This window comes from Stenotrophomonas sp. 59 (assembly GCF_030291095.1).
Lineage (GTDB): Bacteria > Pseudomonadota > Gammaproteobacteria > Xanthomonadales > Xanthomonadaceae > Stenotrophomonas > Stenotrophomonas maltophilia_Q.
Map to the genome: position 1 here is coordinate 1754320 of NZ_CP127408.1, position 21307 is coordinate 1775626.

Consider the following 21307-nt stretch of genomic DNA (forward strand, 5'->3'; position numbering starts at 1 on the left):
CGGGCCATGCCCGGCGACCACCGCCTCGATCAGGCCGACAGCTCCAGCAGCAGCTTGTTCAGGCGCGCCACGTAGGCGCCCGGGTCCTTCAGGCTGTCACCGGCGGCCAGCGCGGCCTGGTCGAACAGCACCCGGCCGAGGTCGTCGAAGCGTGCACCATCGGCCTCGGCATCCAGCTTGGCGATCAGCGGGTGACCCGGGTTGATCTCCAGTACCGGCTTGCTGTCGGGCACCTTCTGCCCGCTGGCTTCCAGGATCTGGCGCATCTGCAGGCCCAGGTCCTGTTCGCCGATGGCCAGCACCGCCGGCGAATCGGTCAGGCGGTGCGACACGCGCACCTCGGCCACGTCATCGCCCAGCACCGTCTTCAGGCGCTCCACCAGGCCCTGCTTGTCCTTGGCGGCCGCTTCCTGTTCCTGCTTGTCGGCCTCGCTTTCCAACGCGCCCAGGTCGAGGTCGCCACGGGCGATGTCGACGAAGCCCTTGCCGTCGAAATCGGTCAGGTAGCCCATCAGCCACTCGTCGATGCGGTCGGTCAGCAGCAGCACTTCCACGCCCTTCTTGCGGAACACTTCCAGGTGCGGGCTGTTGCGCACCTGGCTGTAGCTCTCACCGGTCAGGTAATAGATCTTGTCCTGGCCTTCGGCCATGCGGCCGATGTAGTCGGCCAGCGACACGGTCTGCGCATCGGCCTCGCTACGGGTGGAGGCGAAGCGCAGAAGGCCGGCCACCTTCTCGCGGTTGTTGTAGTCCTCGGCCGGGCCTTCCTTCAGCACCTGGCCGAATTCCTTCCAGAACGTGGCGTACTGCTCGGGCTTGTCGGCAGCCAGCTTTTCCAGCATGTCCAGCGAGCGCTTGGTCAACGCGGCCTTCATCGAATCGATGACCGGGCCGGACTGCAGGATCTCGCGTGAGACGTTCAGCGACAGGTCGTTGGAATCGACCACGCCCTTGATGAAGCGCAGGTACAGCGGCAGGAACTGCTCGGCCTGGTCCATCACGAACACGCGCTGCACGTACAGCTTCAGGCCCTTGGGCGCGTCACGGTGGTACAGGTCGAACGGCGCGCGGCCGGGCACGTACAGCAGCGAGGTGTACTCCAGCTTGCCTTCGACCTTGTTGTGGCTCCACGCCAGCGGGTCGCTGTGGTCGTGCGCCACGTGCTTGTAGAACTCGGTGTACTCGGCGTCGCTGATCTCGGTGCGCGGGCGGGTCCACAGCGCGCTGGCGCGGTTGACGGTTTCCCATTCCAGCGCGGCGCCTTCTTCGCCTTCCTTCGGCATCTGGATCGGCAGGCCGATATGGTCCGAGTACTTCTTGAGGATGCTGCGCAGGCGCCAGCCATCGGCGAAGTCATGCTCGCCGTCCTTCAGGTGCAGCACGATGCGGGTGCCGCGCTCGGCCTTGTCGACGGTGGCCACTTCGAAATCGCCTTCGCCACGCGAGGTCCAGCGCACGCCTTCGCCTGCAGCCAGGCCGGCGCGGCGCGAGGTCACTTCCACTTCGTCGGCGACGATGAAGGCGCTGTAGAAGCCGACACCGAACTGGCCGATCAGCTGCGAATCCTTCTTCTGGTCGCCGGACAGCTGGCGCAGGAAGTCACCGGTGCCGGATTTTGCAATCGTGCCCAGGTGGGCGATGGCTTCGGCGCGGCTCATGCCGATGCCGTTGTCTTCGATGGTGATGGTGTGGGCGGCGGCGTCGAAGCTGACACGCACGCGCAGCTCGCTGTCGCCTTCCAGAAGGGCCGGCTGGGTCAGGGCCTCGAAGCGCAGCTTGTCGGCGGCATCGGCGGCGTTGGAGACCAGCTCGCGCAGGAAGATTTCCTTGTTGGAGTACAGCGAGTGGATCATCAGCTGCAGCAGCTGCTTGACTTCGGTCTGGAAGCCAAGGGTTTCGGTCTGGGTGGTCTCGGTCATCGATAAGGCTCCATGTGCAATGCCGCGCCAGCGCGTGCGGCCTCGCCAAGGGGTATGGCTGATTGTCCCGAAATCAAGGGGTTGTTCTGGCAGGGCGGCGCCCTGCACCCGCAGAGGCCAAAGCAACAGCAACAGCAACAGCAACAGCGAGCTATCCGTGGGATGGCGGGGCGGTGTGGGTTGGCAGGACACGCCGTAAACCCCCAGGCCGGCCCAGCCGCTGGCGGCTGTGCGTTCGGGCGCTTGCGAAGCAGTGCTTCGCAAGCAAAGCGCCCTCACCCCTGGGGGCTCGATGGCGCCATCCATGGCGCCAACGGTCCCGCCAACCCACACCGCCCCGCCTCTGACAGGTTCAATCGGCTGTTGGTGGGTGTCGACCTTGGTCGACACATCTGTCAGATATCGATACATCAAATGGGGTCAGATCCGTTTTCCGTAGGAAAACGGATCTGACCCCAAGAGTCGTTCCGACAGCTCGCAGGAAACTGTCGAAGGCGGGGTGGGTCAGGTTGTGGGGGTGTCTGCGGCATGGATGCCGCGGCCAAGCCCCCATGGATGGGTTTACGGCGTCCCCCACAGCCTGACCCACCCCGCCTACCCACAGGAAACCAGCTTTGCCGTTGCTCTGGCTGTTGCTTCGGCCTCTGCGGGTGCCGGGCGCCGCCCGGCCGAACTACAATCCCGTTCATGCTGAAATTCTCGAATACCTCCCGCCGGGGGCGCCTGTGAGCGGCCGTGCGGGCAACGACGGCCAGGTCCGCATCATCGGCGGGCGCTGGCGCAATACCCGCTTGCCGGTGCCGACCCTGCCAGGCCTGCGGCCCAGCAGCGACCGCGTGCGCGAAACCCTGTTCAACTGGCTGATGCCCAAGCTGGGCGGTGCACGGGTGCTGGACCTGTTTGCCGGCAGTGGCGCGCTCGGGCTGGAGGCAGTCTCGCGCGGTGCCAACCACGCCACCCTGGTCGAGCGTGACGCTCAGCTGGGGCGCAATCTGACCGCCGCCGTGGCCAAGCTGCAGGCTACCGAACAGGTCACCGTGGTGCAGGCCGATGCCCTGCGCTGGCTGCAGGGCGCTCCGGCACAGCTGGCCGACCTGGTCTTCATCGACCCGCCGTTCGCCGACGGGCTCTGGCAGGACGTGCTGGCCCAGCTGCCGCGGCACCTGGCCGCCGATGCCTGGCTGTACCTGGAATCCCCGGCCAGCCACGTGCCGGTGCTGCCGCCGGAATGGCTGCTGCACCGCGAGGGCGGCACCCGCGAGGTGCGCTTTGCCCTGTACCGCCGCGCCACTGCTACACTTTGACTTCATCTGAACATCTGCATCCGCCCATGACCGTGGCCAACCGCCGCATCGCCGTCTACCCCGGCACGTTCGACCCGATCACCAATGGTCATATCGACCTGGTCAGCCGGGCCGCGCCGCTGTTTGAAAAGGTCGTGGTGGGCGTGGCGCAGAGCCCGTCCAAGGGCCCGGCGCTGCCGCTGGAACAGCGCGTGCAGCTGGCGCGTGGCGCACTCGGCCACCATGGCAACGTCGAGGTCATCGGCTTCGACACCCTGCTGGCCCATTTCGTACGTTCGGTCCAGGGCGGGGTGCTGCTGCGCGGCCTGCGCGCGGTGTCCGATTTCGAGTACGAGTTCCAGATGGCCAGCATGAACCGACATCTGATCCCCGAGGTCGAGACCCTGTTCCTGACCCCGGCCGAGCAGCACAGCTTCATTTCGTCCTCGCTGGTCCGCGAGATCGCGCGCCTGGGCGGTGACGTGTCCGGCTTCGTGCCGGCCGCGGTGCTCGAAGCCCTGCGCAAGGTCCGCGAAGCGAAGGCGGCACAGTCGTAAGCCCCGCTGTACCCGCACCCCATTACGTACAACACCACGCACCATTCCGGGAGGAAACCCATGAACACCACCATGCGCGCGATGCTGATCGCTTCGTTGGCCCTGGCCTTCACCGCCTGCAAGAAGGAAGAGGCCGCTCCGGTCGACGAGGCCAAGCAGGCCCTGGTCGCGCCGTCCAAGGACGACGATGCAGGCTGGAAGAAGTACCTGCAGGAAGTGGCCATCCAGAACATGGGCAACATCACCAACAGCCCGTTCCTGTACTACCTCTCGCCGGAATCGGACCCGGACTTCCAGTCCAAGTACGAGCGCCAGACCGAGAGCGCGACCCAGGCCGTGGCTCGTGGCGTGCAGCCGGGCAACATGCTGGCCTTCGGTTCGTCGGCCTCGGGCAAGATGGCTGACATGATCCAGGCCGTGTTCAAGGACGTGTCGCCGGATTCGATGAAGGGCGTGCGCGTCGTCTTCATCGGCCAGTCGGCCGACAACGCCCGCGTGCAGGCTGCCATCCAGCCGACCGGTGCCGAGTACATTTTCGTCGAAGCCAAGTAATACCGAGCCATGGCGGCCATGCTCCGGCATGGCCCGGGCGGCGTCCTGCAAGGGCGCCGCTGATGACCTGACCGGCCCGCGCGCCCGCGCTGGCCGGTCCTTTGTCCCAGGGCGCGGGCGAGGAGTATCGCCGTGTCGCTGAAAATCAACGAGCTCTGCGTCAACTGCGACGTATGCGAGCCGGCCTGCCCGAACCAGGCCATTGCGATGGGTGAAACCATCTACGTGATCGACCCTGCGCGCTGCACCGAATGCGTGGGTCATTTCGACGAGCCACAGTGCGTGGTCGTCTGCCCGGTCGAGTGCATCGATCCGGACCCGGAGATCGTGGAAACGGAAGACCAGCTGCTGGCCAAGCTGCGCCAGCTGCAGCACGATCACCCCGAACTCTATGCGGAGCCCCCATCCGAATGAAGACGCTGATCGTCCGTCCCCTGTTGCTGCTCGGCCTGCTGCTGAGCCCGATTGCCTGGGCCGACAGCCCGGCCCGTGCCGAGCGCCCCGATGGCGCGGCCATTGCCAGTGGGCACGCGCTGGCGACGCAGGCCGGCATCGACATCCTGGCGCAGGGCGGCAATGCCTTCGACGCCGCGGTGGCAGTGTCGTCCACGCTGGCGGTGGTCGAGCCGATCAGCTCCGGCCTGGGCGGCGGCGGCTTCTTCCTGCTGCATGACGCGGCCACCGGCAAGGACGTGATGCTGGACGCGCGCGAGACCGCGCCGGCCGCTGCAACGCCGCAGGCCTTCCTCGACAAGCAGGGCAACCTCGACCGTGACCGCTCGGTCAACGGTGCCTGGTCGGCCGGTATTCCGGGCCTGCCTGCAGCACTGGTCGAACTGTCGGCCAAGCATGGCAAGCTGCCGCTGTCGGCCTCGCTGCAGCCAGCCATCCGCATCGCGCGCGAAGGCTTCCCGGTGTACGACCGCATGGCCAAGGGCTATGCCTCGCGTCGTGAGGTGATGGAGCGCTATCCCGGCACGCGCGAGGTATACCTGCGCAACGGCAAGCCGATCGCCACCGGTGACCTGTTCAAGCAGCCGGAACTGGCGCAGACGCTGGAGCGCCTGGCTGCGGGCGGCTTTGATGGCTTCTACAGGGGCCAGACCGGAAAGCTGCTGCTGGCCGGTGTGAAGCAGGCCGGCGGCAAGTGGACCGCTGAAGAGCTGGCCGGCTACCGCGTGAAGCAGCGCGAGCCGATCGTCTTCAACTACAACGGCTGGAAGATCACCACCGCGCCGCCGCCGTCGTCCGGTGGCATCGCGCTGGCCAGCATGCTGCAGATCCTGGAAGGCTGGGACATCAACAAGATGGACCCGGCGCACCGCACCCACCTGGTGGTGGAGTCGATGCGCCGTGCCTACCGCGACCGCACCTTCTTCCTCGGCGATCCGGACTTCGTGCAGATCCCGCAGAAGGTGCTGACCAGCAAGGATTACGCACAGGGCCTGCGCGCCACCATCCATCCGGAGAAGGCCACGCCCAGCGACCTGCTGTCGGGCAATCCGACCCCGCTGGAAGACGATGAGACCACGCACTTCTCGATCATCGACCGTGACGGCAACCGTGTCGGCGCCACCCAGACCGTCAACCTGCTGTACGGCTCGGGGCTTATTCCGAAGGGCACCGGCGTGCTGCTGAACAACGAGATGGACGACTTCGCGCTGAAGCCGGGCACGCCCAATGCGTTCGGTGTGATGGGCTACGAGGCCAATGCGCCGAAGCCGGGCAAGCGCATGCTCAGCTCGATGACGCCGACCTTCATGGAGAATGCCGACAAGGTGGTGGTGCTGGGCACCCCGGGTGGCAGCCGCATCATCACCATGGTGCTGCTGGGCATCCTCGGCTACGACGCCGGGCTGGATGCGCAGCAGGTTGCCGCGCTGCCGCGTTACCACCACCAGTGGCTGCCGGACCTGATCGAAGCCGAGGACGATGCGTTCGACGCGGCGACGGTGAAGCAGCTGCAGGCGATGGGCCACAAGATCGACCTGCCGGGCAATGTCGCCGCGGGCGGCCGCGGTTCCAGCCACGTGTGGGGCAACCTGCAGACCGTGGAATGGGACCGCAAGGCCAATAAACTGTTCGGCGGCAGCGACCCGCGCAACCCGGTGGGCAGCGCCCAGGTCGTGCCGGCGCACTAAGGCGGCGGTAGCGCCGGGCCATGCCCGGCGAAATGAGAATCACCGAACCCCGCCACCCGGCGGGGTTTTCTGTTTTCTTCCTAGCGATTATTTAACGAGCCGGCGCCGATAATCGGCGGATGAAACTCTGGTCTATTCGTGGAAACTCGCAACGCCTCGATGGCGGCGCGATGTTCGGCAACGCGCCGCGTGCGTTGTGGGAAAAATGGGCGGCACCGGACGAGCTCAATCGCATCGAGCTGGCCTGCCGTGCGCTGCTTGCCAGCCCGCTGGAAGGCAAGACAGTGCTGTTTGAAACCGGTATCGGGGCATTTTTCGACCCGCGCATGCGCGAGCGTTACGGCGTGCAGGAAAGCCAGCACGTGCTGATCGATTCGCTGCGCGAGGCCGGTTTCGAGCACGAGGATATCGACGTGGTGGTGCTGAGCCACCTGCACTTTGATCACGCCGGTGGCCTGCTGGCGGCATGGAGCGAAGGGCGTGAGCCGGAACTGCTGTTTCCCAATGCGACCTATGTGGTCGGTGCGCAGCATTGGCAGCGCGCCATGCAGCCGCATCCGCGGGACCGGGCCAGTTTCATTCCGGAGCTGCCTGGCCTGCTGCAGGCCAGCGGCCGCCTGGAAGTGGTGGACGGCGAGTATTCGAAGGTACTGGGTCGCAGCGTCCGCTTCAGCTACAGCGATGGTCACACGCCGGGGTTGATGCTGGCCGAGATCGTCGGCCATGCGCACGCCGGCGAGGATGCGCACGGCGGGGTGGTGTTCTGTGCCGACCTGATTCCCGGCCGCTCATGGGTGCATGTACCGATCACCATGGGCTACGACCGCAACGCCGAACTGTTGATCGACGAGAAGCGGCAGTTCCTTGAGGACAAGCTGGCGCGCAACGTGCATCTGTTTTTCACCCACGATCCGCAGGTGGCACTGGCGCAGCTGGGGCGCGATGACAAGGGGCGTTTCGTGACCCTGCACGAGCAGGGCGAACTGAAGGCGCGCGCGCTGGGGTGAGGGGTGTTCGGCAGGGCTGCTCCCTGCACCTGCAGAAGCCGAAGCAAGATCAAGAGCGGCATTCCGTGGGATGGCGGGGCGGTGTGGGTGGTCAGGACACGCCATAAACCCATCCATGGGGGCTCGATGGCGCCATCCATGGCGCCAACGGTCCTGCCCACCCACACCGCCCCACCTCTGACAGGTGGCCGGTGGCTATTGGTGGGTGCCGACCGTTGGTCGGCACATCTGTCAGATAGCGATATTCAAATGGGGTCGAATGCCGTTGCTGTGCAACGGGCTCTGACCCCATTCGATTGAACTGGACTGTCTTACGAGGCCTTCAGGCAGCTGCTCATGAAGGTCTTGCGCGCGTCACCGGCCAGCTTCTTGGCACCCGCGTCAGCGTTGCACTTGCGCATGCGTTCCTGCTGCGCATTGACCGGCTTGGCTTCGGCGGCATGGCCACTGAGGCAGGAACTCTGCGCGGTCTTGTAGGCGTCCCCCTTCAAGCCCTTGTTCTTGGCCGAGCAGTCGGCCATGCGCTGCTGCTGTGGCGTGGTGGCATTGGCGGCCAAGGGCAGGCTGACCAGCAGGACAGCGGCCAGCAGGAAAGAAGCTTTCATCGAGGACACTCCAAGCGGTGGCGGGTGCGCGGAGCATTGGCCTGCGGGCAGCAAGGCCACGTGAAGAATCGTGCCCCGGCAGCGATCGCTTGCAGCGGCATTCAGATGGGCGTATTACTTAGCCGCATGGGTAAGTATGATCCTGCCATTCAAGACGTGTTCCAGGCACTGGCCGACCCCACCCGATGCGCGATCGTGGCCGCGCTGGGGCAGGGGCCGCGCACGGTGTCGACCTTGGCCGAGCCTTTCGAGATGGCCTTGCCCTCGCTGATGAAACATCTGGCCGTGCTGGAGCGCAGTGGCGTGGTGCGCAGCCGCAAGCAGGGACGTGTACGCACCTGCGAACTGGTGCCGGAACGGTTGGGCCAGGCCGAGCAATGGCTGGCCGCGCAGCGCGCCGTGTGGGAAGCACGCGCCGAGCGCATGGTCGAGTTTGTCGAAACCCTTCACCGACAGGAGCAGGCCCATGGCCGAAGACGCAGGTAACAACCCCGACACCGATCTGGTCATCAGCCGTGTGCTGAACGCACCGCGTTCCGCCCTGTGGCGGGCGTGGACCGACCCGGAACTGCTGCGCCAGTGGTGGTGCCCGAAACCGTGGACCACCGAGGTACGCGCATTCGACCTGCGCCCCGGCGGGGCCTTCCACACCTTCATGCAGGGCCCCGACGGCGGCCGCAGTGACAATCCGGGCAGCTTCCTGGAGATCGTGCCGCAGCAGCGCCTGGTGTTCACCTCGATGCTGGGCCCGGGTTGGCGGCCGCAGTCACCGTGGCTGGGCTTCACCGCCATCATCACGATGGAGGACGAGGGCCAGGGCTGCCGTTATACCGCGCGGGTGATGCACCCGGACAAGGCCCTGCGTGACCAGCATGAGCAGCTGGGCTTCTTCGACGGCTGGAACACCGTCATCGGCCAGCTGGAAGCGTTCGCAGCCGGCCTGTAGTACAGCGCTTGGGGTCAGAGCCCTTTCCGTCGAGAGGGATCCGACCTCGTGCCGGTTGGGGTCAGATCCCTTTCGGCACGAAAGGGCTCTGACCGCCGGTATTCCGGATCAGCCCACGCGGGTACCGAAGATGCGATCACCGGCATCGCCCAGGCCCGGCAGGATGTAGCCCTTGTCGTTGAGCTGGGCGTCGATGGCCGCGGTGTAGATTTCCACATCCGGGTGCACGGCCTTGACCGCCTCGATGCCTTCCGGCGCGGCCACCAGGAAGATGCCCTTGATGCGGCGGGCACCGGCACGCTTGAGCATGTCGATGGTGGCGATCAGGGTGCCGCCGGTGGCCAGCATCGGGTCCAGGATCAGCGCGTCGCGCTCTTCCAGGCGGCCGGTCAGGCGCTCGAAGTAGGGCACTGGCTGCAGGGTTTCCTCATCGCGCTGCAGGCCGACCACGCTGACGCGGGCGGCCGGGATCAGCGACAGCACGCCGCTGAGCATGCCCAGGCCGGCACGCAGGATCGGCACCACGGTGATCTTGGCGCCGGCGATGCGCTGTACGGTGACCGGGCCGGCCCAGCCGGGCAGGGTGTGCGGTTCGGTGTCCAGGTCGGCGGTGGCCTCGTAGGCCAGCAGGGTGCCCAGCTCGTTGGCCAGTTCGCGGAAATCCTTGGTGCTGAGCGCGGCATTGCGCATCAGGCCGATCTTGTGCTGCACCAGCGGGTGGCGCACTTCGACGATCTTCATGGTCGGGAAGGGGAAAAAGGAGAGAGGACGCCATTTTGCCGGATTGGGCGCACAACCCCAAACCGGGGCCGGAGACGGCCTGCATGAAATGTGCAGATCCATGTCACGGCCATGCAACCTTGCGGACATACCGTGCAGACCCATTCTTAACAGGAATGGGGATTCCCAGTGCATATCAAGACTCCGTTGGCCGTTGCCATCACCCTGACCCTGGCGATGGGGGCTGCCGCACCGCTGCAGGCCGCCGGGCAGCAGGCGGTCGCCGCCACCGGCGCCGTGGCCGCCGATGCGGTCGACCTGGACCGCATTGAAGTGCGCGCCCAGCTTGAATCGCAGATCCGCGCAGTGGACCTCAAGCGCAGCAGTGACGCGATCGAAGACGCGGTGTCCTCCGACGCGCTGGGCCAGTACCCGGACAAGAACGTGGCCGAGTCGCTGCAGCGGCTGCCGGGCATCAGCGTCACCCGCGACCAGGGCGAGGGCCGCTTCGTGGTGATCCGTGGCCTGGATGCCAATCTCAACAGCGTCAGCGTGGATGGCATCGCCGTGGGCACGCCGGAGGATTCCAGCCGCGCCGCCCCGCTGGACGTCATCCCGTCCGATTCCACCGAGCGCCTGCGCGTGGTGAAGTCACCCACCCCGGACATGCCCGGCGACGCCATCGGCGGCGCGGTGCTGGTCGAGTCGGCCTCGGCCTTCGACCGTGACGGCCGCAGCCTGCGTGGCAAGATCGAAGGCAGCCATCAGCAGCTGTCCGGTGAAACCAGCCCGAAGGCGGCCTTCAACTACAGCGAAGTGTTCAACGACACCTTCGGCGTGGCACTGGGCGTGAACTACCAGAAGCGCAAGTTCGAGTCGGACAATACCGAAGTGGAGTACGACGGCGAGGATGACGCCGCACCGGGCGACGTCACCGCGATCAACCTGCAGCACCGCAAGTACGAGATCGAGCGCAAGCGCATCGGCGCCAACCTCAACCTCGACTGGCGCCCGAACGAAGACAGCAGGTACTACCTGCGCACGCTGTACAGCCAGTTCGACGATGCCGAAACCCGCCAGCGCGTGATCTTCAACTTCGACGACGCGAAGATGGTCAAGACCGGCACGGACCAGTACCGCCTGGATGGCATGCCGAAGGATTCGATCGACAAGCGCATGCGCTATCGCACCAAGAAGGAAAACACCTTCGCGGCCAGCCTGGGCGGCGAGAACAAGCTGACCAACGCCGTGGTCGACTACAAGGTGGGCTACACCCGCACCGAAGAGCGGGTGAATGACGAGATGGAGGCGCGCTTCAAGCTCAATGGCAAGGCCTTCAATGGCACGCTTGACCAGAGCAGCCGCCTGCCCAGCTACAGCTTCGACAATCCGCAGTGGCTGGACAACAGCAACTACGCCTTCGACCGCTTCGTGCTCTCGCCCAAGCAGGTCAATGACAAGGAACACAGCGCGCAGGTCAACGTGCGCTTCGACGGCGACAGCGGCAGCATCAAGATCGGGCTGCTGGGCCGCTGGCGCGACCGCGACGTCAATGTCGACGAGAACGAACTGCGGGTCGGCCCGAAGGTCGCGCTGTCGAGCTGGAGCACCTCCTCGCCCGAACACCGCCATGGCAACCTGGGCGACGGCATGGACTCGGCTGCGATGCGCGCGTTCTGGGCGGCCAATGGCAGCCAGTACAGCGCCCGCCCGCAGGACATTGGCGGCAACGCGATGACCTCGCTGGAAGAAGACTACGTGGCCAGCGAGGACATCTTCGCCAGCTACGCGATGGGTACCTGGGACATCGGCGCACTGCGCATCATCGGCGGCGTGCGCGTGGAGAACACCCAGTTCAAGGCGACCGGCAACCAGGTGGACGTGGCGGCCAACGGCCGCAGCTTCACCGTCACCCCGCGCGTGGCCAACAGCAGCTACACCAACGTGCTGCCGGGCCTGCACCTGCGCTACGACGCCGCAGACGACTGGGTGCTGCGTGCCTCGGCCAACAAGACCGTATCGCGCCCCTCGTTCGGTGACATTTCACCGCGCGTGGGCTACAGCCGGGGTGACGAGGAAGTGCGCCTGGGCAATCCGCAACTGGACCCGTACGAATCGAAGAACATCGACCTGTCGGTGGAGAAGTACATCGGCAGCAGCGGCATCGTCTCGCTGGGCCTGTTCCACAAGTCGATCGATGGCTACATCGTGGAAACCGTGCGCACCAACGACCCGGCCTACGGCGGTTTCGACGTGACCCAGCCGATCAACGGCCGCAAGGCCACCGTGCGTGGTGCCGAGTTCAACTGGCAGCAGCAGCTGGCCTTCCTGCCTTCCGGCCTGGATGGACTGCTGGTCGGTGCCAGCGGCACCTGGCTGGACACCACGTTCGATGCCGGCATCAAGGACCGCCCAGGCGAGGACTTCACCCTGCCGCGTGCCTCCAAGCACGTCTACAGTGCCCACATCGGATATGAGAAGTACGGTCTGAGTACGCGGCTGGCGGCGGTGTACCGCAGCGAGTACCTGGACAGCATCGGCAAGGGCCGCGCCTTCGATATCTACGTTGCACCGAACACCCAGCTCGACTTCTCGCTGGACTACAAGTTCACCCCGCGCGTGAGCATGTACCTCGAAGCGCAGAACCTGCTGGACAAGCCGCTTGAGCTGTACCAGGGCACGCGCTCGCGCACGCTGCAGATGGAAGAGTATGGCCGTACCTACGCGCTGGGCCTGAAGGTGGCACTGTGATGGGGCGTCGCATCAGCGTCATGGCCGCGGCGCTGGCGGCTGCCCTGCTGGCGGGCTGCACGCCGGCCACCAGCAACGATCCGTCCGTGGCCAAGCCCGAGGCGAAGGCCACGGCCGAGCGTGCGGTGACCACCATCGCCGAGGCATTCCTTTCGCCGATGACGCCGGCCGACAACATCGATTCGCCCGCCGCCTGGCGTGCACCTGACGGAAAGCTGTGGCTGATCGCCACTGCCAAGGCCACCGACAAGCTGGTGGTCTACGACGGCAGCAGCGGCCAGCACCTGCGCGACGTCGGCAGCAGCGGCACCGCGCCAGGGCAGTTCGACCGCCCAAACGGCATCGCGGTGACCGACGATCTGCTGTGGATCGTGGAGCGCGACAATCACCGCGTACAGGTGCTGAGCCTGCCGGACTTCACCCCGCTGGCGACCTTCGCTGCGGACGACCTGCGCAAGCCGTACGGGCTGTGGGTCGACCGCCGTGCCGATGGCTACAGCGTCTACGTCACCGACTCCTGGGACAACGGCGAGGATGCACAGGGCCGTGACATCCTGCCGCCGCTGGCCGAGCTGGACAAGCGCGTGCGCCAGTACCAGGTGACCCGCGATGGTGCGAAGGTCGAAGCGAAGCTTTTGGCCAGCATTGGTGACACCACGGAGGCCGGTGCCCTGCGCGTGGTCGAATCGATCTGGGGCGACCCCGAGAACGATCGCCTGCTGATCGCCGAAGAGGACGAGAGCTACGCCAGCGAGTTCAAGGTCTACACGCTGGCCGGGCGTTTCACCGGCACCACCTTCGGTCGTGATGTGTTCAAGGCGCAGGCAGAAGGCGTGACCCTGCGCACCTGCGGCAAGGACGGCTGGTGGATCACCACCGAACAGGGCAAGCAGCGCAGCGTGTTCCACCTGTTCGACCGCCACACCCTGAAGCCGGTTGGCGCATTCCAGGGCAATACCGTGGCCAACACCGATGGCATCTGGATGATGCAGCAACCCAGTGCACGCTTCCCGCACGGTGCGCTGTACGCGGTGCACGACGACCAGGGCGTGGTGGCGTTTGACTGGGAGAGCATCGCCAGGCAGCTGGCGCTGCCGCTGGAGTGTGGCGCATGAGCCGGCCTTGCGTGGTGCGCACGCTGGTGCTGGGCCTGCTGTTGGCCGTGCCGTCGCTGTCGTTCGCAGCGGCTGAACCGAACACCCAGGTGCCGGTGGGCAGCCGCCATTACGCGGCAACCATGGGGCCTGACCGCATCGTGGCTTCGCCTGCAGCCGATCCCAGCCACGGTTTCGCCGTGGCCTGGCGCACCGACGGCAGCGTGCAGGCGCCGCTGCTGGAAATCGCTCTGGCCGGTGATTCACCCGCCATCGAGGGCATCCGCCAGATCCGTGCGACGACCCGCACACTGCAGACAGAGAACGGTGTATCGCACCATCATCGCGCCGACATCGATGGCCTGGAGCCGGATACGCAGTACGTCTACCGCGTGCAGGGCAATGGCAGCTGGAGCGCCTGGAACCAGCTGCGCACGCTGGCTGCGCCCGACCAGCCGCTGACCCTGCTGTACTTCGGTGATACCCAGAACAAGAACGTCAGCCATGTCAGCCGCGTGGTGCGCGCCGCACAGAAGGCCGCACCCGCAGCACGCCTGAGCCTGTTCGCCGGCGATCTGGTCAGTGGTGGCGACGGTGCCGATGACAGCGAGTGGGGGGAGTGGTTTGCCGCCACCGGTTGGCTCGCGCAGGAAACGCTGGTGGCGCCGGCGATCGGCAACCACGAGTATTTCGAGGAGTTCGAGGACACCCCGCAGGAGCGCCGCGTGCTGGGCAGGCACTGGCCGGTGACGTTCGCGCTGCCGGGCAATGGGGCTGCCGCCGCACAGCAGACCAGCTACTGGTTTGATGCGCAGGGCGTGCGCGTGGTGGTGGTCGATGGCACTTCGGCACTCGACCTTGGCACGGCCAAGGCACAGGCGCAGTGGCTGGACAAGGTGCTGACCGGCAATCCGCAGCCGTGGACCCTCGTACTGCTGCACCAGCCGTTCTATTCGCCGCGCGAAGGCCGCGAGAACGCCGCGCTGCGCGACGTGCTGCTGCCGGTGGTACGCCGCCACAACGTCGATCTGGTGCTGCAGGGCCACGATCACACCTATGGTCGCCGTGGCGAAGGGCAGGCCGCGACGCCACAGTACGTGGTGACCGTGGCGGGGCCGAAGCAGTACCGTCTCTCCGACGAGGCACGAAAGACGATGGATCCGGTGGCCGAGGACACCCAGCTGTTCCAGGTGCTGCACATCGACCCGCAGCACCTGCGCTATGAAGCGCGAACGGTGACCGGCCGGCTCTACGATGCCTTCGAGCTGCGCCGCGACGCCAAGGGCGGCAAGCAGCGCACGGAGCTGACCGAGGGCCGCATCACGCCACGCGACTGCCCGCGTGCGCAGACCGCCAAGGGTCGTGCCGATCGTTGCTGGGAATGAGGAGAAGCAGATGACCACGCCCCGCCGCATCCTCCCGTTCGCCGCCATCGGCGCCGCTCTTCTGTTGCTGGCCAGTGCGGTGACCGCCGCCGATACCGTATTGCATCCGTTCCTGGTGGCGCAGCCGAAGCAGGCGCCGCAGGAGGTGAATCTGGCCGTTGAGATTCCGGCAGGCAGCTTCACCAAGTACGAAATCAAGGAAGACGGCCTGGTGCATGTGGATCGCTTCCAGTCGATGCCGGTCGCCTATCCGGCCAACTACGGTTCGATGCCGCGTACGTTGGCTGGCGACAACGATCCGCTGGACGCGCTGGTGCTGACCCGTGAACCCCTGCACCCGGGCGTGATCGTGCGCTTCCGGCCGATCGGCTACCTGAAGATGATCGACGGCGGCGAGCACGACGAGAAGATCATCGGTGTGCCGACCGACAAGGTTGACCCGACCTACGCCAACATCCGCGATCTGGCCGATCTGCCGGAGATCGAACGACAGCGCATCGAAGCGTTCTTCCGTATCTACAAGGACCTGCCGGCCGGGCGCAACCCGGTGCGGCTCAACGGTTGGGGCAACGCCGCCGAGGCGCGGGCACTGATCAGCGAGGCGATGCAGCGCTTCGAAATGTAGATCCACGCCATGCGTGGATTCAGTCCAGCAACGTCTCGATGAACGACTCGGCCTGCAGGCGGTCGCCCAGTACCCGGGCCACCGCCTGTACGGCTGCCTCCTGGTGTTCAGGACGGATGCCGCCATCGTCGTCATCGTTGTAGAGGTCGTCACCCGCATCCAGGTACACGGTGCCGGCAGCCGCCAGCATGGTCATCAGGGTCGGCACGTCGGCGGCGATCTCGCCGGCATCCAGCAGACCTGCACCGTGGTGGCTGAACAGCACACGGCCGTCATCCAGGTCGAGGATGAACGGATCGGCGCCGCGATCGGCAATTACCAGCCAGTTCGATGGCCAGTTGTCGATCGGCTCGCCGCTGATGCCATGCCAGCGATAGCCGGCCTGGTGGCTCCACAGGCGCCGCAGCGGCGGTATCCAGACATCGAGGCCGGGAATGGTGATGCCGGCATTGCCCACCCTTGCGTTGATCTCATGGCCCAGCGGTCCCACCTGCGCGTAGAAGCGCGCCAGCACCGGCGGTAACGGGAGCGGTCCCTGCCAGTCACCTTCGTGCTGGACCCGCAGCGGGCCGAAGCGGGCGAATGGGGCGTGCAGATCATCCATGGCAGGGTCCAACGAGGAGCGGCCCGGCAGCCTAGCAGATGGCGTCTGCGTGCAACGCCTTCACCGCCGCTGGCTATCATGTCCGCCTTCAACAACGAAGGCGGTGTCTGTGTCGGTAGCGTTGGTATGGTTCCGCCGTGATCTGCGGCTGCAGGACAATCCGGCCCTGCAGGCCGCGCTGGACGCCGGTCACGACGTGGTGCCGGTCTACATCCATGCGCCGCACGAAGAAGGCGAGTGGGCGCCGGGTGCTGCCTCCGATGCGTGGCGCCACCGTTCGCTGGCCGCGTTGGATGCGGATCTGCGCGCGCGGGGTTCCTCACTGGTGCTGCGCAGCGGTGACAGCCTGCCGACACTGCTGGCCCTGATCGAACAGACCGGCGCAGAAGCCGTGTACTGGAACCGCAAGTACGAACCGGCTACCCAGCCACGCGACGCGACTATCAAACGCACGCTGCGTGAGCTGGGCATCGACGCGCAGAGCTGCAACGGCAGCCTGCTGTTCGAACCCTGGGATATCGCCACCCAGCAGGGGCAGCCGTACAAGGTGTTCACTCCGTACTGGCGCAACGTGCTAAGCCATTGGCGCCTGCCCGCACTGCAGGCTGCACCGGAGAAACTGCCGGCACATGAGGTCGACAGCCGCGCGCTGGACGCGCTGCAGCTGGCGCCTGCACTGGACTGGGACACCGGCTTCTGGGAGCACTGGCAGCCAGGCGAGGCAGGTGCGCTGGAAGCACTGTCCGTCTTTGAAGACGGTGCCCTGCGCGGGTACCGCGAGCAGCGCGACCTGCCGGACCGGGTCGGGACCTCGCGGCTGTCGCCGCACCTGCATTTCGGCGAAATCGCACCCTGGCGCATCGCCCACGCGCTGGAAGGGCTGCGCAGTGCCGGCACCGACGCCGACATCGATGGCTACCTGCGCCAGCTGGGCTGGCGCGACTTCGCCTACCACCTGCTGCATCACTTCCCGAAGACGCCCACCGACAACCTCAACCCGCGCTTCGATCGCTTCCCATGGGCAACGCCCAGTGATGCGCAGCTGCGCGACTGGCAGCGCGGCAACACCGGTGTGCCGATCGTCGATGCAGGCCTGCGCGAGCTGTGGCACACCGGCTACATGCACAACCGGGTGCGGATGATCGTCGCCAGCTACCTGTGCAAGCATCTGCGTGCGCACTGGCTGCATGGCGCGCGCTGGTTCTGGGACACCCTGGTCGATGCCGACCTGGCCAACAACACGATGGGCTGGCAGTGGGTGGCGGGAACCGGTGCCGACGCCGCACCGTATTTCCGTGTGTTCAACCCCGTGACCCAGGCCGAGAAATTCGATCCGCAGGCTCGGTACATCAGCCGCTGGGTGCCCGAACTGGCCGCGCTGCCGGTGAAGGCACGATTCGCGCCCTGGCAGCATCCGTTGCTGCTGGCGGCACACGCACCGGGCTATCCACGCACGCCGCTGGTGGATCTGGCCGCGGGCCGCGACGCCGCGCTGGCGGCTTACCGCCAGTCGGGGGCAGGGTAAAGAGCGACCTGAGCGATCCGGTCAGTTAGCTGAACGTGGGCCTGTCGCGGTGCCCGATCATCATTCCGGCATCGCATCGGGCTGTTTATTCTCTTTGCGCCCGCAGGCCGCCGGCCGACCGGAAACCAAGGAGAACCTCATGATCCGCAACACCACCCGCAACGTCGCACTGGCCCTGATGAGTGCGGCCGTCCTGTCGGCCTGCGCCACCGGCGGCTCCTACGTACAGAGTGACCAGTACGGCAACCCGACCGAGCAGCAGAACCGCACCGGCCGCAACGCCCTGATCGGCACCGCCATCGGCGTGGCAGCCGGCCTGCTGACTGGCGACAGCGCCACCGAGCGTCGTCAGCATGCCCTGATCGGTGCCGGTATCGGTGCGCTCAGCGGCGCCGCCGTCGGCCAGTACCAGGACCGCCAGGAACGCGCGCTGCGCGAGCGCACTGCCAACACCGGCATTGATGTCCAGCGCCAGGGCGACAACATCATGCTGAACCTGCCGGACGGCATCACCTTCGACTTCGGCAAGTCGACCCTGAAGCCGCAGTTCTACGGTTCGCTCAACGGCGTGGCGGGCACCCTGCGTGATTACAACCAGACCATGATCGAAGTGGTCGGCCATACCGACAGCATCGGCAGCGACGCGGTCAACAACCGCCTGTCGAAGGAGCGTGCCGACTCGGTCGCGCAGTACCTGATCGGCCAGGGCGTGCAGAGCGTGCGTATCGAAACGCTGGGCGCCGGCAAGTCGTATCCGATTGCCGACAACAGCACCGATGCCGGCCGCGCAAAGAACCGCCGCGTCGAGATTCGTGTGATTCCGCTCAAGCAGTAACGCGCAGGTTACAGTTCCGGCGTAGCCGGAACGAAAATGCCGCCCTTGCAGGCGGCATTTTTGTAGGTGCCGAGCTTGCTCGGCACGCCGATAGCATTCCCGTTCGCGGCTTCTCCCAACGGCGCCGACCAAGGTCGGCATCTACCGGAAGCCGGGCGCACCCGGAACGAAAATGCCGCCCTTGCAGGCGGCATTTTTGTGGGTGCCGAGCTTGCTCGGCACGCCGATGGCGTTCCCGTTCGTAGCTTCTCCCAACGGTGCCGACCAAGGTCGGCATCTGCCGGAAACCGGGCGCACCCGGAACGAAAATGCCGCCCTTGCAGGCGGCATTTTTGTAGGTGCCGAGCTTGCTCGGCACGCCGATGGCGTTCCCGTTCGTAGCTTCTCCCAACGGTGCCGACCAAGGTCGGCATCTGCCGGAAACCGGGCGCACCCGGAACGAAAATGCCGCCCTTGCAGGCGGCATTCTTGTGGGTGCCGAGCGTTGCTCGGCACACCGATAGCGCCTGTAGAGCCGAGCCACGCTGGAAAGCGGCATCGCGCGCCCGGGTAGATCCACGCCATGCGTGGATACCCTCGGTCATGCCGCCGAAGCGGCCACCTTCTCCAGGATCCGCTTGCCGCTGCTTTCCAGCGCTGCGTCTTCCTTTTCCTTCTGCTGCTGCGCCAGCTTCGCGCCCGGGCACTGCGCCAGCATGTAATTGGCGTCAAAGTTGAGCTTCTCGACCAGGAAGTCGACGAACGCCCGCACCTTCGGCGAAACCAGACGGCCGCCGGCGAACACAGCGTTGAAGTCCACTTCCGGGCCGGTCCAGCCAGCCAGCACGCGGCGCACCATGCCCGATTCGACGAACGGTTTGGCCATCACGTCGCCGGTCAACAGCAGGCCTTCGCCACACACCAGCGCGCCATTCAACGCAGACATGTCGTTGGCGGTCATCAGCGGGGTGACCGGGAAGTCGCGCAGTTCACCGCCGTTCTCGCCCAGCTGCCAGGTGAAGCGCGGCGAATTGCCAGTGTGGTACGGCTTGCGCATGGCCAGGATGCGATGGAACTGCAGTTCTTCCGGATGCAGCGGTTCGCCATAGCGCTCGATGTAGGCAGGGCTGGCGAACACCTGCGTACGCAGGCTGCCCAGCTTGCGCGCCACCAGGTTGGAATCGGGCAGGGCACCCACACGTAGTGCAAGATCCGCTTCACCTGCAATCAGGTCCAGCTTCTCGTTGCCCATGTGCATGTCCAGGCGGATTTCCGGGTACTGCGCATGGAACTGGCCCAGCAGCGGGGCGATCCAGGTGATGCCGATCGAATAGGGCACGGTGAAGCGCAGCCAGCCGCGCGGACCGGACTGCAGCTGGCTCACCGCGCTCTCGGCTTCTTCCAGTTCGCGCGCGATGCGCTGGCAATGTTCGTGGTAGATCGAACCGGCTTCGGTCAGGCCGAGGCGGCGCGTGGTCCGGTGCAGCAGGCGCGCGCCCAGGCGCGTTTCCAGCTCCTGCACTTTGCGGCTGACCGTGGTCTTGGGCAGGCCGAGCGATTTGGCAGCGGCAATGAAGCTGCCTTGCTCGACCACTTTGACGAAGATCAGCGTCTCGTTGAGATCGTGGGACATGGTCGGGGATCCTGGACGTCGGGGATGGGGCAATCGTGACAGAACGATTGGACCGGGAGCGGGATGATTATTCCCCTTAATCAGGACTAATCAAGTAAAGGTTTGAGGTCTATCGTGGCGCCATTCGTTAATTGGAGCCCGTCCGCCATGAGCCTGCGCAACATTCTTGCCCGACTCCGGAACGCCGGCCAGAACACCCTGGACCTGGCGATGACCGTCGAAGCCCGTCCGAGTTCCTTGGTACACAAGGACTTTCGTGAGTTTACCGCGCCCATGCGTCAGCAGCGTGGCGGCGCCATCCGCCTGATCCCTCACAAGGGTGACCGACTGCGCCGAATCGGGACTATCCCGGATTTGGGAGGAAATGTCCCGTGAATGGGATGCTGACGCCCGAAGTCCTGGTCCTGGGCGGCACCGGTGCCGTCGGCCAGGGTGTGGTTGGCGCGCTGCTGGAGGCCGGCAGCCCGGTACTGGTTGTCGGCCGTGATCCGGGCCGGCTGGCGGCGCTGCACGAGCAGTTCGCCGATGAGCCGGGCCTGGAGACGCTGCTGGGTTCGCTCAGTGACGACGGCTCTGCGCGCGTGCTGGCCGAACGTATCGCGCAGCGCCCGCGCCCACTGGCGGCAGTGATCGCCGCAATGGGCGGCCCGTACCGCCGCGGTCGCGTGGTCGATCGCAATGGTGACGAACTGATGGGCGCGATGCAGGCCGATCTGATGCCGCACGTGCACGCGGTGCGTCATCTGCTGCCGCTGCTGCAGGACAACGTGCATGCACGACGCTACGTGATGATCGGCAGCCCGGCCGACGCCAAGCCGTGGGCGGGCTACGGCGAGACCTCGATCACCACCGCCGCGCTGCGCATGTACGCGCAGGTCGTGCACCAGGAAGCGCAGGCGCTGGGCGTGCGCGCGCAGATGCTGGAAGTCTGCAGCCCCGTCTGTACCCCGGCCAACGCGGCCAATGCCTGCATCGAGTGGCCCAGCTCGCTGCTGGTCGGCCGTCGCGTGGTCTCGCTGCTGGATGGTTGCCGCGACAACCGCGCCATCGTCCGCTGTGACAGCAGCGATGCCGAACTGCCGCGTGGCCTGCTGCACCTGGAAGGTCCCCCTTTGTGGCGCGATACCGCAGGCGTCGCTTGACCTC

At 66.1% G+C, this 21307-nt stretch carries 21 protein-coding genes; 16 read left to right on the top strand and 5 right to left on the bottom strand.

What is annotated here, in order from left to right:
* Positions 1-29 precede the first annotated feature (29 nt).
* Entirely contained in the window at positions 30-1919 is a 1890-nt protein-coding gene (htpG, locus tag QP552_RS08165; protein WP_286075523.1) for a molecular chaperone HtpG, read from the bottom strand.
* Between the two features lie 695 nt (positions 1920-2614).
* Between htpG and rsmD the strand changes: the two genes are divergently transcribed.
* The 6 genes from rsmD (at position 2615) to QP552_RS08195 (ending at position 7459) form a co-directional block, all read left to right on the top strand.
* The gene (gene rsmD / locus QP552_RS08170; protein ID WP_345782979.1) at positions 2615-3223 is read left to right on the top strand and encodes a 16S rRNA (guanine(966)-N(2))-methyltransferase RsmD; all 609 of its coding nucleotides are present in this window, start codon (positions 2615-2617) and stop codon (positions 3221-3223) included.
* A gap of 26 nt (positions 3224-3249) precedes the next feature.
* On the top strand, positions 3250-3759 hold the full coding sequence (gene coaD, locus QP552_RS08175) for a pantetheine-phosphate adenylyltransferase (protein WP_005409091.1): 510 nt from the start codon (positions 3250-3252) through the stop codon (positions 3757-3759).
* 60 nt (positions 3760-3819) lie between these two features.
* Positions 3820-4311 carry a hypothetical protein gene (locus QP552_RS08180; RefSeq protein WP_286075525.1) on the top strand — a complete coding sequence of 164 codons (492 nt, stop codon included), beginning with the start codon at positions 3820-3822 and terminating at the stop codon, positions 4309-4311.
* A gap of 132 nt (positions 4312-4443) precedes the next feature.
* Positions 4444-4725, top strand: a complete 282-nt coding sequence (locus QP552_RS08185; RefSeq protein WP_004153175.1) for a YfhL family 4Fe-4S dicluster ferredoxin — start codon at positions 4444-4446, stop codon at positions 4723-4725.
* Complete coding sequence (ggt, locus tag QP552_RS08190) at positions 4722-6452, top strand: gamma-glutamyltransferase (protein WP_106551412.1); 1731 nt, start codon at positions 4722-4724, stop codon at positions 6450-6452. Before QP552_RS08185 ends, ggt begins: the two co-directional genes overlap by 4 nt.
* 119 nt (positions 6453-6571) lie before the next feature.
* A complete protein-coding gene (locus QP552_RS08195; RefSeq protein WP_005412984.1) occupies positions 6572-7459 on the top strand; it encodes an MBL fold metallo-hydrolase in 888 nt (295 codons plus the stop codon).
* A 311-nt stretch (positions 7460-7770) separates the two neighbouring features.
* Here QP552_RS08195 and QP552_RS08200 read toward each other — a convergent pair whose 3' ends face one another.
* The gene (locus QP552_RS08200) at positions 7771-8064 is read right to left on the bottom strand and encodes a PsiF family protein (RefSeq protein WP_106549394.1); all 294 of its coding nucleotides are present in this window, start codon (positions 8062-8064) and stop codon (positions 7771-7773) included.
* A gap of 126 nt (positions 8065-8190) precedes the next feature.
* On the opposite strand from QP552_RS08200, the gene QP552_RS08205 reads away from it, so the two are divergent.
* Together QP552_RS08205 and QP552_RS08210 are read left to right on the top strand one after the other, a co-directional pair.
* Complete coding sequence (locus QP552_RS08205; protein WP_345782980.1) at positions 8191-8550, top strand: metalloregulator ArsR/SmtB family transcription factor; 360 nt, start codon at positions 8191-8193, stop codon at positions 8548-8550.
* The gene (locus QP552_RS08210) at positions 8531-9010 is read left to right on the top strand and encodes an SRPBCC family protein (RefSeq protein ID WP_111111979.1); all 480 of its coding nucleotides are present in this window, start codon (positions 8531-8533) and stop codon (positions 9008-9010) included. Before QP552_RS08205 ends, QP552_RS08210 begins: the two co-directional genes overlap by 20 nt.
* Positions 9011-9118: 108 nt before the next feature.
* Here the strand turns inward: QP552_RS08210 and upp are convergent, their stop codons facing one another.
* Entirely contained in the window at positions 9119-9751 is a 633-nt protein-coding gene (upp, locus tag QP552_RS08215) for a uracil phosphoribosyltransferase (protein WP_005409099.1), read from the bottom strand.
* A 168-nt stretch (positions 9752-9919) separates the two neighbouring features.
* On the opposite strand from upp, the gene QP552_RS08220 reads away from it, so the two are divergent.
* The 4 genes from QP552_RS08220 to QP552_RS08235 are packed head-to-tail and all read left to right on the top strand — an operon-like array spanning position 9920 to position 15585.
* On the top strand, positions 9920-12481 hold the full coding sequence (locus tag QP552_RS08220) for a TonB-dependent receptor (protein ID WP_286075530.1): 2562 nt from the start codon (positions 9920-9922) through the stop codon (positions 12479-12481).
* Positions 12481-13596 carry a phytase gene (locus QP552_RS08225; protein ID WP_286075531.1) on the top strand — a complete coding sequence of 372 codons (1116 nt, stop codon included), beginning with the start codon at positions 12481-12483 and terminating at the stop codon, positions 13594-13596. The genes QP552_RS08220 and QP552_RS08225 overlap by 1 nt, the downstream gene beginning before the upstream one ends.
* Positions 13593-14960: a metallophosphoesterase family protein gene (locus QP552_RS08230; protein WP_286075532.1), complete on the top strand. Its 1368-nt coding sequence runs from the start codon at positions 13593-13595 to the stop codon at positions 14958-14960. The genes QP552_RS08225 and QP552_RS08230 overlap by 4 nt, the downstream gene beginning before the upstream one ends.
* A gap of 10 nt (positions 14961-14970) precedes the next feature.
* Complete coding sequence (locus tag QP552_RS08235; RefSeq protein WP_286075533.1) at positions 14971-15585, top strand: inorganic diphosphatase; 615 nt, start codon at positions 14971-14973, stop codon at positions 15583-15585.
* Between the two features lie 19 nt (positions 15586-15604).
* On the opposite strand, the gene QP552_RS08240 is transcribed toward QP552_RS08235, so the two are convergent.
* Entirely contained in the window at positions 15605-16189 is a 585-nt protein-coding gene (locus QP552_RS08240) for a hypothetical protein (protein ID WP_286075534.1), read from the bottom strand.
* Positions 16190-16298: 109 nt separating this feature from the next.
* On the opposite strand from QP552_RS08240, the gene QP552_RS08245 reads away from it, so the two are divergent.
* Together QP552_RS08245 and QP552_RS08250 are read left to right on the top strand one after the other, a co-directional pair.
* Positions 16299-17714: a deoxyribodipyrimidine photo-lyase gene (locus QP552_RS08245; RefSeq protein WP_286075917.1), complete on the top strand. Its 1416-nt coding sequence runs from the start codon at positions 16299-16301 to the stop codon at positions 17712-17714.
* A gap of 139 nt (positions 17715-17853) precedes the next feature.
* Positions 17854-18549 (top strand): OmpA family lipoprotein, encoded by a 696-nt coding sequence (locus QP552_RS08250; RefSeq protein WP_010484399.1) that lies wholly within the window; start codon positions 17854-17856, stop codon positions 18547-18549.
* A 580-nt stretch (positions 18550-19129) separates the two neighbouring features.
* On the opposite strand, the gene QP552_RS08255 is transcribed toward QP552_RS08250, so the two are convergent.
* Positions 19130-20161, bottom strand: coding sequence for a LysR family transcriptional regulator (locus tag QP552_RS08255; protein WP_005409107.1), 1032 nt, complete (start codon positions 20159-20161; stop codon positions 19130-19132).
* A 147-nt stretch (positions 20162-20308) separates the two neighbouring features.
* On the opposite strand from QP552_RS08255, the gene QP552_RS08260 reads away from it, so the two are divergent.
* Both QP552_RS08260 and QP552_RS08265 read left to right on the top strand, forming a co-directional pair.
* Positions 20309-20536, top strand: a complete 228-nt coding sequence (locus tag QP552_RS08260; RefSeq protein ID WP_286075535.1) for a hypothetical protein — start codon at positions 20309-20311, stop codon at positions 20534-20536.
* Complete coding sequence (locus QP552_RS08265; protein WP_286075537.1) at positions 20533-21303, top strand: SDR family NAD(P)-dependent oxidoreductase; 771 nt, start codon at positions 20533-20535, stop codon at positions 21301-21303. The genes QP552_RS08260 and QP552_RS08265 overlap by 4 nt, the downstream gene beginning before the upstream one ends.
* The last annotated feature ends 4 nt before the right edge of the window (positions 21304-21307 follow it).